We start from the raw sequence: 14,466 nt of genomic DNA, 5'->3' as shown, positions 1-14,466 counted from the left end.
AATAATAACCGCGCTCGAGCATACTACTAAGGCGAATAACGAAAAATACGAGCGTTTGTCAGTAGTTTGAGGGAATGCTTAAGTATTCCTTTTACTCCTCGATGAAAGGAGGATGCATTCTTTGGAGATAATCTTTGACTTACTAAGACAAAATCCATGGTTGATTCTTATTCTGTTTGGAATTTTGTCAGGATTATTTAGAAAAAGTCCAGAAGATAAGCAACAGAAGAATCGTCAGCAACAACAAACTCAACAGCGGCAACAAAAGCCGCAAGCAGCAAGGTCTCGCCAAGAAGACTATGAAGATTACAGACGCGAAAGTGCGGCAAAACCTGCATCTAATACTCAAGCATCTACAAGAACCGAAGAAAAACCCCGCATTGATTGGGACGTATTTGGAGAAGGGAAATTGGAAGAGCTTGAGCAAAAAATTCGTGAAAAAGTAAATCCCTATATGGAGAAAGTGGAAGAGAAAAGACAGCAAATTTCACCACTGGAAGATCGTATTAAGGATGAGATTGAAGATGTTACTACTTCCATGCAAGATATAGCCAAAGACAGTCCTATTTTCAAAAATGATTTGAAAAGGTCAGAAGGAAGAGTCGCTAACCCGCGATTGAAGATGAATCCTGACCGTGTTGTCGAAGGTGTAATGTGGTCAGAAATTCTTGGTCAGCCACGTGCAAGAAATCCGCATCGTCCTGTTTATTCGGAATACATTCAAAAGAAGAGATAATAAAAGCCCTTTGCATGTGTAATAATGCAAGGGGCTTTTGATTTATAAATTAATTTTAACCCTATATTCTCCCCAGTCCCCTTTCCTTCAAAAAATTCTGTATTAAACCCCCTTGTTTCTTCATACATATGAAAAGAAGGGGGGTCTTTCCATGCTGAAGAAATTTCGTTCCCGAATAAATAATTGGATTACGAACAATATGGAATTACCCGCAGATGTCATGATGGATCTGCCAAGAATTACAATGATTGGACAAATACATATATATATAGAAAATCACCGTGGATTATTAAAATTTAGTGATACGGAAATCCGTTTAATGCTTAAACAAGGGCAGCTCTTGGTGAAGGGGAATTCTTTTGTTATTAGAACTATCCTACCAGAAGAAATTCTCCTTGAAGGGAAAATAGATCAAGTCACGTATCTGGAAGAATAAATTAGGGGGATATTCATGAAAAATCAATGGATAAACTTTATTTCTGGAACTGTTAAAATAATCATTCATGGCAAGGGTGTAGAACGATTTCTTAATGATTGTACTAGAAGAGGAATTCAAGTTTGGAAAGTAAAAAAAATGGGTGAGGAAGCTTATACCTGCTATGTGCTTCTAAAAGATGTAAAAGCACTAAAAAGATTGATAAGAACACAGGATTGTACCTTTCGCTTTTTAACGAGGAAAGGCCTCCCTTTTATAGCAAGATATTCATGGAAGAACAGCGGAATTTTAATAGGTATTTTGATAGCTTTTATTTCGGTATTTCTCTTATCTAATATGGTATGGAGTATTGAAATTAAAGGAGCGGAACCAGCGACTGAGCATAAAATCATGCAGGAATTAGACAAGCTAGGTGTAAAAAAGGGGAAGTTTCAATTTTTTATAAAAGATGTCGAGAGTATTCAGAGGTATTTGACGGATACAGTTAATGAAATTACATGGATTGGTGTGGTTTTAAATGGGACATCCTATCACTTTGAAGTCGTTGAAAAAAATGAACCGAAAAAGATAGAGAATCCTTCTCCGAGGAGTTTGGTTGCAACGAAAAAGGCTATGATAACAAAAATCTACGTTGAAAAAGGACAACCAATGGTGCAAGTAAACGATCACGTGAAAAAAGGTCAGGTTCTTGTTTCCGGTATTATAGGGAAAGAGGGAAAGGAAAGGTCTATTGCTGCCATTGGAGAAGTACTTGGAGAAACATGGTATTTAACAGAGGTTGCTGTTCCAATAAAGACTAAATTATCCGTTTTGACTGGTGAGACGTATCGTAAACAGTATTTGAAATTTGGCAAGGTTAAGCTTCCAATTTGGGGATTATTTGAACCTGAATTTGCTCAGAAAGAGGAATATGAAGCAGAACGACCTTTCTTTTTTGGAAAATGGAAACTTCCGATTTCTTATGTAGATAAAACGATACACGAACAGGAAAAAGTGGAACGAATTTATGATGACGAGGAAGTGGTTGAACAAGCTATTTCCATTGGAAGAAAACAATTGCTTTCAAATTTTGGTAAAGATGCAGAGATAAAGGGTGAAAAAGTTTTGCGAACGACTAAGGAGAATGGTAAAGTAATGGTAGATATACACTTCCAAGTCATTGAAAATATCGTAAAAATCGAACCAATTACTCAAGGAGACTAATGAATGTCAGAAGAACTAGTGATGATGAATCAGCAACTTAAGAATCCGAACGAAGCTATAGCTTTGTTTGGGAATCAAGATGTACATCTAAAACGGATGGAAGAGGAATTAAATGTTTCCATTGTAACAAGAGGGGAAACTGTAAATGTTTCAGGTGATGTGAAAGATGTAGAAATGGTGGATGCAGTCCTCCAAAATTTACTTGAAGTCATCCGCAAAGGTGTCACTATTAGTGAGCGCGATGTCATTTATGCGATCCAGTTAGCAAGAGACAGTAAGCTAGATACCTTTCAAGAGTTATTTGAGGAAGAGCTTACGAAAAATGTTAAAGGCAAGGCTATAAGGGTCAAAACGCTCGGACAAAGACGTTATGTAGCAGCGATCCGTAAAAGTGACCTTGTTTTTGGAATTGGCCCTGCCGGTACTGGGAAAACGTATCTTGCAGTTGTTATGGCAATAACTGCATTAAAAAATGGACAAGTAAAGCGAATTATTCTTACACGTCCAGCAGTAGAAGCGGGTGAAAGTTTAGGGTTTCTCCCAGGTGATTTGAAGGAGAAAGTGGATCCTTATTTGCGACCATTATATGATGCATTGCATGATTTGTTTGGGGCAGAGCATACACAGCGGTTATTAGAAAGAGGAACTATTGAAATTGCACCTTTAGCATATATGAGAGGTAGAACACTTGATGATGCTTTTGTCATTTTGGATGAAGCCCAGAATACAACGACAGCCCAAATGAAAATGTTCTTAACGAGACTTGGCTTTGGATCAAAAATGGTGATAACAGGGGATATATCACAGGTAGACCTTCCAAAAGGAATGAAATCAGGTTTAGCTGTCGTACGTGATATATTAAAAAATACTTCCGGAATTCGATTTATTGAACTGGAACAATCCGATGTCGTTCGCCATCCTTTAGTAGCCAAAATTATTGACGCATACGATAAGCTAGAAGAGAAATGATGTGACTCTTAGATTGTTGCACTAAGCACGGAGCCCCCTGGGAGGTACTCTTGAAAAGAGTAATGAAGGGCTATAGTTATTTGTTGTCAGTCAGAAAGCCCCTTGATAGGGGCTCTTTCACTTGCTAAATACATAAAAAGGTCTAGCTCCAGCGCCTAGCCCCTCGAGTCTATAAACCAATCCGTCAAGAAGGTGAAACCCAACCTTCTCGGAGACCCAATTTATGTTTGTCACGGACTTGCAAAGGCACTTGCGCTTTTCTTATTATGGATATGTCGTTTTGGAGGGAGAAGAGGGATAGTGAAAAAGAAAGTAAAGAGATGGAATTTTTCTTTTCAGCATCTAAAAAACTTCAAGTTTTACCATATAATCATTTATTTTCTTTTAGGGCTTATTATGTTCGGATTAATGTTTAGCAATGTGAAGCCGGAAGAAATTAATGTACAGCTTTTTTCACAAGCTGAAAAGACGATTGTAGCCCCTCACAGCTTTGAAGATAGGGAAGCAACAGAACTATTAAGGAGAGAAGCAGAAGATAGTGTGCCAAATCAATATAATAGGGATAAAGATAAGGCATACCAGCAGGTTGCAAGGATTGAAAGTTTCTTTGGAGAGCTTCGCGCGACACAAAGTGAGTCTTCAGAACTTGCTAGAAAATCGGCTGAAAACACCCCTCCTACTACAGATGAGGAAGAGGAATCATCTGATAATCAAGAACCACCTCCACCACCCGAACTCTCAGATGAGGAAAATTTAGAGCTATTGAAAAAGAATCTTGAGGGTCAAATTCCATCCCAATGGGAAGAAGAATTAGATGATGGAAATTTGTTATTCTTGTTTGGCCTACCTTCCTCGGATTTGAATCAATATAAAGAAGCATCGGCGACGGCAATAATAAATGCTATGTCACGTGATATTCAGACTCCTGAACACCTTGCTGAAGCAAGAAACAGTGTTAGAACAGAATTGACTCAATCAGGGAATATACCAGGAGTTATTATCAATTTATCTAGTCTTGCTGTAATAAACAATGTTATTTTCGATTCAGCATTGACACAGGAGAAGAAACAAGAAGCGATTGATGCAGTGGAGTCAGTGCGTATTTCACAAGGTGATACCATAGTGAAGGCTGGCCAATACATTGATCGCGAGACATATAGACTTTTAAATGCGGCAGGATTTGGAGACCAATCCCGTAGTATTACTCCTTTTGTTGGCTTGTTAGTAATGATTGTTTTGATGCTATCTTCTTTGATATATCTGTTTAGGAATATTGACACAACCATCCATAGTAAGAATACGTATTTGACAATGTATCTATTGATTTTTTCTATTACCTTGGTCCTTATGAAAATATTTAGCTTTTTTCAGACATTAAATTCAACTGAAATAGGTTATATCGCACCAGTTGCAATGGGAGCCATGCTTATTAAAATGCTGATAAATGATCGCATAGCGATTATATCAAGTATTATTTTAGGTTTTTGCGGCAGCTTTATTTTCAACTTAGTACCTGGAGCTATGAACTATACCGTTGGCTCTTATTTAATCATCTCGGCAGTAGCATCAGTGCTTTTCTTGAATCAACATAACAGAAGGCTCACCATTCTCCAAACGGGATTATTTGTTTCTTTCATCAATGTGGTAACAGTTATTGCTATGGTTCTTTTAACCAACAAGGACTTGACAGGAATGACCGAGCTATTAGAGCTAGGCATAAATGGGACAATGGCTGTAGGATCTGGAATAGTGTCTGCAGTATTAACAATAGGTATTCTGCCATTTTTAGAAGTAGGTTTTGGTATGCTATCAACGATGAAGCTCTTGGAATTGTCCAACCCGAATCATCCTCTGCTACGTAAAATATTGATGGAAACTCCTGGGACATACCACCACAGTGTTATGGTGGCCAATCTATCTGAATCTGCTTGTGAAGCAGTTGGGGCAAACGGTTTGTTAGCACGGGTTGCATCCTATTATCATGATATCGGAAAAACGAAAAGGCCAAGTTATTTTATAGAAAACCAAATGGGGCAAGTTAATCCACATGACAAGCTACCGCCACAAACTAGTAAAAATATTATTATTGCTCATGCTACGGATGGTGCTCAAATATTGAAAGATCATAATATGCCGAAAGAAATAGTCGATATTGCAGCACAACATCATGGGAATACTTTATTAAAGTATTTTTATCATAAAGCGAAAGAAAAAAATGATACTGTTTCAGAAGATGACTATCGTTATCCTGGACCGAAGGCTTCGACAAAAGAAGCTGCGATTGTCGGTACTGCCGATAGCATTGAAGCAGCCGTACGATCGTTAGACAATCCTACGCCAGATAAAATTGAAAATATTGTTAAAGCTATAATTAAGGACAGACTTCAAGATGGGCAATATAGTGAATGTTCGTTAACATTTAGTGAGCTTGAAGATATCGGAAAATCATTTTGTGAAACATTGCAAGGAATTTTTCATTCCAGAATTGAATATCCGAAGGGAGATGAAGAATCTTGATCGAATTAGACATGTATGATGAAACCTCAGCATTAAATGAGGAGCAATTAAATGAGATCAATAGTCTCTTAACATTTGCGGCAAAAAAAGAAGGGGTGGAAACTGGAGCAGAATTGTCGGTGACCTTTGTGGATAATGAACGTATCCAGGAAATAAATCGCGAATACCGTGATAAGGATCGTCCAACAGATGTAATTTCCTTTGCTATGGAAGAGTTGGGAGAAGGTGAAATGGAAATACATTATCAAGATGATGCCCCTCGAATACTCGGAGATATTGTTATTTCAGTTCCAAAAGCAGAAGAGCAGGCGAAAGATTATGGACATTCCCTAAAACGAGAGCTAGGCTTTTTGGCGCTTCACGGTCTGCTACATTTGCTAGGCTATGATCATGAAAATGAAAAAGATGAAAAAGAAATGTTCGATAAACAAAAGGAAATATTGAATGCTTATGGACTCAAAAGAACATAAAGGGAAGGGATTTAGGGGTTCATTCGCCAAAAGTTTCCATTATGCACTGGAAGGATTCTTACTTGTACTTAAAACAGAGAGAAACATTAAAATACATTTAATAATTGCTTCCGTAGTTATTTTAATCTCGATTTACTTTCAACTATCAACCATTGAATGGGCCATTGTTTTTTTGGTCATTGCGATAATGATTGTTATCGAAATTATCAACACAGCAATTGAGAATGTGGTGGATCTTGTAACAGAAGATTACCATCCGCTTGCTAAAGTAGCGAAAGATGTAGCGGCTTCCGCGGCTTTAGTTTTTGCTTGTATCTCTGTAATAATTGGTGTAATCTTATTTAGCCCTTATATTATAGAAATGCTTTAGTCACAAATATTACAGAAGTCGTTTTAGCATATTACAAAAATGAATCGTAATGTCGCATTTTCCTTATTTTCGTCTAGGTTTGATCGAGTGTACAGAACTTAACTCAAAATCCGTTATTTTGCTATTAAAGGGCTTAAATTGACGAAAAGTAACATTAAAAATACCAAGGAAATATTAAATCTGTTAAATAAATTGAAAATTTAAAATTTTTTATATTGTTACTTAATTTTAACGTGATTTATAAATGGAAATAAGGTAAAATATATATAACGCGCACCTGAAGCTTACAGAAGAAAGGAAGAAGCAACTGTGAACATCAAGGAATTAATCAAAGAAGCAAAAGCAGCACGAGAATTAGCTTATGTACCCTACTCAAAATTCCAAGTTGGGGCTGCCTTGTTAGGTAAAGACGGAAAGGTCTATCGCGGATGCAATATTGAAAACGCTGCTTATAGCATGTGTAACTGTGCGGAAAGAACCGCTTTATTTAAAGCGTATTCAGAAGGAGCAACGCAATTTGAAGCAATTGCTGTTGTAGCTGATACGAAAAGACCTGTTCCACCATGTGGGGCATGCCGACAAGTTATTTCAGAGTTATGTGCACCTGAAATGAAAGTGATCCTGACAAACCTTCATGGTGATGTACAAGAGCTAACTGTTGCGGAACTACTGCCTGGAGCCTTTTCACCGGAGGACTTAAATGCATAATATAACTAATACGGAATATAAATCAGGCTTTGTTTCTATAATTGGCAGACCGAATGTAGGTAAATCGACATTTTTAAATCGAGTGATTGGTCAAAAAATTGCCATAATGAGTGACAAACCACAAACTACTAGAAATAAAATTCAAGGTGTATTTACACAAGATGATGCACAAATTGTATTTATTGATACACCAGGTATCCATAAGCCGAAGCATAAATTAGGCGACTTTATGATGAAGGTTGCACAAAACACGTTAAAAGAGGTAGACCTTATCTTATTTATGATTAATGCAAAAGAAGGTTTAGGTAAAGGTGACGAATTTATTATTGAGAAGCTTAAGGAAACATCTACACCTGTTTACTTGGTAATCAACAAAATTGATGAAATTCACCCTGATGACCTACTACCACTAATGGAGACATATAAAGGCTTGTTTCCATTCAAGGAGATTATTCCGATTTCTGCTCTGCAAGGGAACAATGTAGAAATTCTATTGGAGCAAATAAAGAAATTTCTTCCTGTTGGTCCGCAATATTATCCAGCAGACCAAGTAACCGATCACCCGGAACGCTTTATCATTGCTGAGCTCATTCGTGAGAAAGTACTTCATCTAACAAGAGAAGAAGTTCCACACTCCATAGCAGTGGCCATTGATTCGATAAAGAAACGGGAAAATAAAGATATTGTCGATATTCAAGCGACTATCGTTGTGGAGAGAGATTCACAAAAAGGGATCGTTATTGGAAAACAAGGAAAAGTGCTAAAAGAAGTGGGACAAAAAGCCAGAACTGATATTGAAGCATTATTAGGTTCAAAAGTATTCTTGGAACTTTGGGTAAAGGTACAGAAAGATTGGCGTAATAAACAATCACAACTTAGGGATTTCGGCTTTAAAGAGGATGAATATTAATCTAAAAAGACGAGCGTAATCGAAGTATTTGCCCTTGCAATAAATTTACAATATTTATCTAACATGTTTTGACCCTCCTAAGGTCATCATAGTCATATAGGAATTGGAACAAGTATGCTGGTCTTTATTACAGAAAGGGTGGGATTTGCAATGTTGGATTTTACCTGGAAAATATTTAAGGAAACAGGTAATATTGATACTTATCTGCTTTTTAAAGAGCTTGAAAAAGATAATGTTGATTTGCCCGAACAATCAGAGGAGCTAGCTAATCGCGACTTACCAATTTCATAATATTTATTGACTGATGCCATAAGGCAATCTGCATAATTAACTGTAGATTGCCTTTTATTATGCATGACATTACAATAAATAATATATTAATGACGGATGGTGTCCAACTTGTTGCATAAATGTGAAGGAATTGTAATCCGTACAAATGCCTACGGAGAAAATAACAAAATATTAACTATCTTCTCAGAAGAACTTGGTAAAGTTGGTGTGATGGCAAGAGGGGCAAACAAGCCAAGCAGTCGCTTTACTGCTGTTTCACAACTGTTTTCACATGCGACTTTTGTATTTCAAAGAGGTACTGGTTTAGGAAGTCTCCAACAAGGCGAGATCATGGACTCCATGAGATCTATTAGAGAGGATATTTTTTTAACAGCCTATGCCTCATACATAGTAGAATTAATGGATAAGGTAACTGAGGAAGGAATAAGGAACCAAGCCTTGTACAAGCTGTTATATCAAGTACTGCATTTTATGGACGATGGATATGACCCGGAAATTTTGACCTTTATTTACGAATTGAAAATGTGTGATAGGATTGGTATCACGCCTCAATTGAATGGTTGTGCATCTTGTGGTGCTAAAGAAGGGAACTTTGCCTTTTCAATCAAAGAAGGTGGTTTTCTCTGTAATCGATGTTTTCATAAAGATTCTCATTTAATTAAAATTAGCCCTGCAACTTTAAAAATTTTAAGAGCTTTATATTATTATGATTTAGACAGAATGGGCAATATTACATTGAAAGAGGAAACTCGAAAAGAAATCAGATTTGTCATCGATGAATATTATGAAGCATATTCTGGTATTATGTTAAAATCAAAACGTTTTTTGAAGCAAATGGGGGCTTTGAAGGCGAATTTTGAACAAAATGACCGTACGTGATTGACTTTATTATGGAAATCATTTATTATCCAATTACGTTCATTATGATTGCTTTGAAGGAAAGTAGTACTTATCCAACCTGATTAAAGCGAACCTGGGATAGTGCGAGCCGGGGAATACGGGCGATAAAGAAGGCGTTCTGGAGCAATACGGATAAAGTGGTAGAAGGATATTTTCTTTCTACAAGTAGGGTGGAACCGCGGGAGAACCTCTCGTCCCTATGCTAACAATTGCGTTGGCGTAGAGACAAGAGGTTTTCCTTTTTCTTTTGCCAACAGATTCTTCAAAGGATGGTGTCACAATGAATATCCAAAACATGATATTAACCTTACAAAAGCATTGGTCAGAACAAGGCTGTATCTTAATGCAAGCTTATGACGTCGAAAAAGGAGCAGGTACGATGAGTCCGTATACTTTCTTAAGAAGTATTGGACCAGAACCTTGGAACGTTGCCTATGTGGAACCTTCAAGAAGACCTGTCGATGGGCGTTACGGAGAAAACCCAAATCGTCTTTACCAGCATCATCAATTTCAAGTCATTATGAAACCTTCACCTGACAATATTCAAGAGCTTTATTTAGAATCTCTTGAAAAGTTGGGCATTGACCCACTTAAACATGACATTCGCTTTGTGGAAGACAATTGGGAAGCTCCGACATTAGGTGCTGCAGGTCTAGGTTGGGAGGTTTGGTTAGATGGAATGGAAATTACTCAATTTACTTATTTCCAACAAGTTGGTGGTATTGAATGTAAGCCAGTTTCAGTAGAAATTACGTATGGTATTGAGCGCTTGGCTTCATATATCCAAGATAAAGAGAATGTGTTTGATCTGGAGTGGACAGAAGGATTTAAGTATAGAGATATCTTCTTACAACCGGAATATGAACATTCTAAATATACATTTGAGACATCCGATGCTAATATGCTGTTTTCTTTGTTTGATATTTATGAAAAAGAGGCGCATCGACAAATGGATCATGGACTTGTCCATCCAGCCTATGATTATGTTTTAAAGTGCTCCCATACATTTAATCAATTAGATGCAAGAGGTGCCATTTCTGTAACGGAAAGAACAGGATATATCGGCCGTGTTCGTAATTTAGCAAGAAAAGTTGCCAGAACTTTCTATGACGAAAGAGAAAAATTAGGCTTTCCTATTTTAAAAAAGGAGGAGAATCTACATGAGTAAACGGGATTTTTTGTTTGAAATTGGTCTGGAAGAGATGCCTGCAAGATTTGTAACCGACTCCATGAATCAACTTCATGAGAAAGTGGCTGCATGGCTAGCAAATAACCAATTACCTTATGATTCAATTCGTGTGTATTCTACTCCGAGAAGATTAACGGTCCTTGTAGAAGGTCTGGTAGAAAAGCAAGAGGATGTTACTTTAGAAGCTAAAGGTCCAGCAAAAAAAGTAGCTCTTGCAGAGAACGGAGAATGGTCTAAAGCAGCCCAAGGTTTTACGAGAGGTCAAGGCCTTAGTGTGGAGGATATCTACTTTAAAGAAATAAATGGAGTGGAATATGTCCACGTTCAGAAACATGTAAAAGGTAAAGAAACGAAAGAACTTCTCTCTTCCATTTCAACGGTGGCAACAAGTCTCCACTTTCCAAAAAACATGCGCTGGGCAGACGAAGAACTACGATATGTGCGTCCGATAAAATGGTTAATTGCATTATTTGGAACCGAAATAATACCAGTTGAGATTGCAAAGGTAGTAGCCGGACGAAAAACCTTTGGACATCGTTTCCTTGGTGGAGAAATGGAACTAGCAGGTGCAGCGAGCTATTCAACCAATCTGTTGGCTAATTATGTAATTGTTGACCCGGTTGAAAGAAAAGAAGCGATTAGACAACAGCTTTCCCGTCTTAGTGAAGAAAACGGATGGAATATTCCAGTTGATGAAGACTTGTTAGAGGAAGTGAATAACCTTGTCGAGTATCCAACTGCACTATTTGGTACGTTTGAGTCTGAGTTCCTATCGTTGCCGGAGGAAGTCCTTATTACTTCTATGAAGGAACATCAGCGTTATTTTCCGGTAAAAAGTAAAGACGGTAAACTTCTTCCTTATTTCGTAACAGTCCGTAATGGAAATCATGAGAATTTGGACATTGTTGCAAGAGGAAATGAAAAAGTATTACGAGCAAGATTATCAGATGCAGCCTTCTTTTCAAAAGAGGATAAAAAACTAGTTATTGATGAGGCTGTAAAAAAGTTGGATAAAATCGTATTCCATGAAGAAATCGGGACAACAGGAGACAAAGTTAGACGTGTACAATCCATCGCATTATCACTTGCAAAACTGTTAGACATGGATGAAGAAGCGATTATTCACTTAAGTCGTGCAGCATCTATTTATAAATTCGATCTAGTTTCACATATGGTATATGAATTTCCAGAATTGCAAGGAATCATGGGAGAAAAATATGCCATTGAAAAAGGAGAAAGTCCTGAAGTTGCTCAAGCGATCAATGAACACTACATGCCACGCTCTGCAGAAGACCAAACTGCTTCAAGTGACATCGGTGCAGTGCTTAGTATTGCAGAAAAAATGGATACCATTGTCAGCTTTTTTGCAATTGGAGTAACACCGACAGGATCACAGGATCCTTACGCATTAAGAAGACAAGCATCGGGTATTATCCAGACATTAATCAATAAAGAATGGGCGGTTTCAATTGAAACTACTGTTTCTTCACTGGTTGACAGATATATTAGTGACGGAATCGCAAAAAATGCTAAAGAGAATATTCTTGCAGAGTTATTAGCGTTCTTTAAATTAAGAGTAAAACACAATTTATCAGACCGTGGAATCCGTTATGATATTGTAGATGCCCTTCTTGACCTTCCTTTAGATAATGTTTGTGCTACTGTAAGAAAAGCAGAAACATTAAACATAAAAAAGGATGATGCAAGCTTTAAAGAAACGATGGAATCATTTAGCAGAGTTTGCAACATCGCAAAGAAAGCAACTTCCTCCGAACTAGTTCAAGAAAGCCTATTACAACAAATAGAAGAACAAAACTTATATAACCAAATTAAAGAAAAAAGGGAGCAAATAACTAGAGCTGCTAATTCACAACAATTTGCCTTGGTTTATGAAGAGCTAGCTTCCTTAAAAATGGTAATCGATGAATTCTTTGATAATACGATGGTGATGGTAGATGACGAAAAGATCCGCTCGAACCGATTAGCTCTCATGGTAGAATTGGCAGATTTAATTTCCATTTTCGGAAATGTAAATGGGATTCTTGTAAAGTAAGTGTATATTTTTCAAGTAATAATATCTAAAGAAGCTTTGATTAAGACAAAGTTCACCCCTTGTGATAAAATAGTTCAACAGAAATAGGCTGGCTAGTATCAACTAAAAGAGGTCAGCCTCTTTTCATTTTTTCTGTTTAAAAGTATAATTAGTATATATTTTTAACTAAATAGTATGTCATAAATGATAGCAATAAATAATGTTATTTCTACATAAGTTGAACTTGCAAACTTTTTTATATAAGGCGGTGAACGACAATCGAACTGAATAAAAGACAAGAAACAATCCTGCAAATTGTGAAAGAGCAAGGCCCTGTGACCGGTGAAGCCATTGCAGAACAGTTAAGTTTGACAAGGGCGACCCTTCGACCGGATCTTGCAATATTAACTATGGCAGGCTATTTGGATGCAAGACCACGTGTGGGATATTTCTATACTGGCAAAACTGGATCGCAATTGTTGTCTGAAAAGATAAATAAAATTCAAGTGACTGATCATCAGTCCATTCCGGTTGTTGTGCATGAAAGTGTATCGGTGTATGACGCCATTTGTACAATGTTCCTTGAAGATGTGGGAACCCTATTTGTAGTAGATAAGTTCTCTATTATTGTCGGTGTACTCTCAAGAAAGGATCTTCTGCGTACAAGTATCGGAAAACAGGAGTTAACTTCTATACCTGTAAATATTATTATGACAAGAATGCCCAACGTGACCTATTGTTTCAAAGAGGACCTGATTATTGATGTCGCGAAAAAATTGATCGAGAAACAAATTGATGCTCTTCCAGTCGTTAAGCAGACGGATAAAGGCTATGAAGTAATTGGTAGAATCACAAAAACCAACATTACAAAAGTACTTGTCGCCTTGGCACATGATGAAATCATTTAGATTGGAGGAGAACTATGGAGAAGAGAACGGTATACATTGTATCAGATTCTGTTGGGGAAACAGCAGAGCTTACAGTAAAGGCAGCTATTAGCCAATTTAATGGGGCAAACTTTCATTTGAAAAGAATTCCATATGTGGAAGATATCGCGACGATAACAGAAGTGATTTCAATTGCTAAGTTAAATAAAGCACTTGTTGCATTTACGCTTGTCGTTCCTGAAATGAGAAATCATCTCATTGAAATAGCTAAAAATGAAGGAGTACCAGTTTACGATATCATTGGACCGCTTGTTGACTTAATGGAACAAGAATATGGAGTTACACCTAAGTATCAGCCTGGCCTTGTGCGTAAGTTAGATGATGACTACTTTAAAAAGATTGAGGCAGTGGAATTTGCCGTAAAATATGATGATGGGCGAGATCCAAGAGGTATTATCAAAGCAGACATAGTTTTAGTAGGTGTATCAAGAACTTCTAAAACCCCACTATCACAGTATTTGGCCCATAAACGCCTGAAAGTAGCAAACGTCCCAATCGTTCCCGAGGTTGACCCACCGGAAGAACTTTATAAGGTTAACCCTCAAAAATGCTTCGGTTTAAAAATAAGTCCAGAAAAATTAAACGATATCCGGAAGGAACGCTTAAAGGCTTTAGGGTTAAATGACAAAGCAGCTTATGCGAATCTAGAAAGAATAAAGGAAGAATTAACATTTTTTGATTCTGTCGTAAATAAAATAGGATGTGAGGTTATTGATGTTACCAATAAAGCTGTAGAAGAAACAGCCAATCTTATTGCTAATATTTACAATAGCCGCCTAAAATAAGAG

The 14,466-nt window shown here is 37.2% G+C and carries 15 protein-coding genes; all 15 read left to right on the top strand.

Annotated features, from left to right (window positions below; all coding sequences use genetic code 11):
- The first annotated feature begins 121 nt into the window (after positions 1–121).
- The 15 genes from LRP81_RS00640 (at position 122) to LRP81_RS00570 (ending at position 14,463) form a co-directional block, all read left to right on the top strand.
- Positions 122–736, top strand: a complete 615-nt coding sequence (locus tag LRP81_RS00640) for a hypothetical protein (protein ID WP_230499299.1) — start codon at positions 122–124, stop codon at positions 734–736.
- 151 nt (positions 737–887) lie between these two features.
- The gene (gene yqfC / locus LRP81_RS00635) at positions 888–1,172 is read left to right on the top strand and encodes a sporulation protein YqfC (protein WP_230499298.1); all 285 of its coding nucleotides are present in this window, start codon (positions 888–890) and stop codon (positions 1,170–1,172) included.
- A gap of 15 nt (positions 1,173–1,187) precedes the next feature.
- On the top strand, positions 1,188–2,375 hold the full coding sequence (gene yqfD, locus LRP81_RS00630; protein ID WP_230499297.1) for a sporulation protein YqfD: 1,188 nt from the start codon (positions 1,188–1,190) through the stop codon (positions 2,373–2,375).
- A 3-nt stretch (positions 2,376–2,378) separates the two neighbouring features.
- Positions 2,379–3,344, top strand: a complete 966-nt coding sequence (locus LRP81_RS00625; protein WP_230499296.1) for a PhoH family protein — start codon at positions 2,379–2,381, stop codon at positions 3,342–3,344.
- Between the two features lie 300 nt (positions 3,345–3,644).
- Positions 3,645–5,861: an HD family phosphohydrolase gene (locus LRP81_RS00620; RefSeq protein WP_399206731.1), complete on the top strand. Its 2,217-nt coding sequence runs from the start codon at positions 3,645–3,647 to the stop codon at positions 5,859–5,861.
- Between the two features lie 11 nt (positions 5,862–5,872).
- Positions 5,873–6,331 carry an rRNA maturation RNase YbeY gene (gene ybeY / locus LRP81_RS00615; RefSeq protein ID WP_399206846.1) on the top strand — a complete coding sequence of 153 codons (459 nt, stop codon included), beginning with the start codon at positions 5,873–5,875 and terminating at the stop codon, positions 6,329–6,331.
- Positions 6,306–6,701, top strand: coding sequence for a diacylglycerol kinase family protein (locus LRP81_RS00610; protein WP_230499295.1), 396 nt, complete (start codon positions 6,306–6,308; stop codon positions 6,699–6,701). The genes ybeY and LRP81_RS00610 overlap by 26 nt, the downstream gene beginning before the upstream one ends.
- Before the next feature lie 309 nt (positions 6,702–7,010).
- The gene (locus LRP81_RS00605; protein ID WP_230499294.1) at positions 7,011–7,409 is read left to right on the top strand and encodes a cytidine deaminase; all 399 of its coding nucleotides are present in this window, start codon (positions 7,011–7,013) and stop codon (positions 7,407–7,409) included.
- Positions 7,402–8,319, top strand: a complete 918-nt coding sequence (era, locus tag LRP81_RS00600) for a GTPase Era (protein ID WP_263458215.1) — start codon at positions 7,402–7,404, stop codon at positions 8,317–8,319. The genes LRP81_RS00605 and era overlap by 8 nt, the downstream gene beginning before the upstream one ends.
- Positions 8,320–8,469: 150 nt before the next feature.
- Positions 8,470–8,610, top strand: a complete 141-nt coding sequence (locus LRP81_RS00595) for a YqzL family protein (RefSeq protein WP_230499293.1) — start codon at positions 8,470–8,472, stop codon at positions 8,608–8,610.
- Positions 8,611–8,718: 108 nt separating this feature from the next.
- Positions 8,719–9,489: a DNA repair protein RecO gene (recO, locus tag LRP81_RS00590; RefSeq protein WP_230499292.1), complete on the top strand. Its 771-nt coding sequence runs from the start codon at positions 8,719–8,721 to the stop codon at positions 9,487–9,489.
- A gap of 301 nt (positions 9,490–9,790) precedes the next feature.
- Positions 9,791–10,678, top strand: coding sequence for a glycine--tRNA ligase subunit alpha (glyQ, locus tag LRP81_RS00585; protein ID WP_230499291.1), 888 nt, complete (start codon positions 9,791–9,793; stop codon positions 10,676–10,678).
- A complete protein-coding gene (glyS, locus tag LRP81_RS00580) occupies positions 10,671–12,752 on the top strand; it encodes a glycine--tRNA ligase subunit beta (protein WP_230499290.1) in 2,082 nt (693 codons plus the stop codon). The genes glyQ and glyS overlap by 8 nt, the downstream gene beginning before the upstream one ends.
- Before the next feature lie 257 nt (positions 12,753–13,009).
- Positions 13,010–13,639 (top strand): helix-turn-helix transcriptional regulator, encoded by a 630-nt coding sequence (locus LRP81_RS00575; RefSeq protein ID WP_230499563.1) that lies wholly within the window; start codon positions 13,010–13,012, stop codon positions 13,637–13,639.
- A 14-nt stretch (positions 13,640–13,653) separates the two neighbouring features.
- Positions 13,654–14,463 (top strand): pyruvate, water dikinase regulatory protein, encoded by an 810-nt coding sequence (locus tag LRP81_RS00570; RefSeq protein ID WP_230499289.1) that lies wholly within the window; start codon positions 13,654–13,656, stop codon positions 14,461–14,463.
- Positions 14,464–14,466: the final 3 nt, after the last annotated feature.

Origin of the sequence: Sutcliffiella rhizosphaerae, assembly GCF_917563925.1 — a bacterium.
Classification (GTDB): domain Bacteria; phylum Bacillota; class Bacilli; order Bacillales; family Bacillaceae_I; genus Sutcliffiella_A; species Sutcliffiella_A rhizosphaerae.
The sequence above is the reverse complement of the archived record's forward strand: the minus strand, read 5'-3'. Positions and strand labels throughout refer to the sequence as shown.

What these genes read in the sequence shown, in the direction of transcription:
- era (WP_263458215.1), top strand. Translation starts at nt 7,402, where the DNA reads ATGCATAATATAACTAATACGGAATATAAATCAGGCTTTGTTTCTATA.
- LRP81_RS00595 (WP_230499293.1), top strand. Translation starts at nt 8,470, where the DNA reads ATGTTGGATTTTACCTGGAAAATATTTAAGGAAACAGGTAATATTGAT.
- LRP81_RS00610 (WP_230499295.1), top strand. Translation starts at nt 6,306, where the DNA reads ATGCTTATGGACTCAAAAGAACATAAAGGGAAGGGATTTAGGGGTTCA.
- glyS (WP_230499290.1), top strand. Translation starts at nt 10,671, where the DNA reads ATGAGTAAACGGGATTTTTTGTTTGAAATTGGTCTGGAAGAGATGCCT.
- yqfD (WP_230499297.1), top strand. Translation starts at nt 1,188, where the DNA reads ATGAAAAATCAATGGATAAACTTTATTTCTGGAACTGTTAAAATAATC.
- LRP81_RS00570 (WP_230499289.1), top strand. Translation starts at nt 13,654, where the DNA reads ATGGAGAAGAGAACGGTATACATTGTATCAGATTCTGTTGGGGAAACA.
- ybeY (WP_399206846.1), top strand. Translation starts at nt 5,873, where the DNA reads ATGTATGATGAAACCTCAGCATTAAATGAGGAGCAATTAAATGAGATC.
- LRP81_RS00625 (WP_230499296.1), top strand. Translation starts at nt 2,379, where the DNA reads ATGTCAGAAGAACTAGTGATGATGAATCAGCAACTTAAGAATCCGAAC.
- glyQ (WP_230499291.1), top strand. Translation starts at nt 9,791, where the DNA reads ATGAATATCCAAAACATGATATTAACCTTACAAAAGCATTGGTCAGAA.
- yqfC (WP_230499298.1), top strand. Translation starts at nt 888, where the DNA reads ATGCTGAAGAAATTTCGTTCCCGAATAAATAATTGGATTACGAACAAT.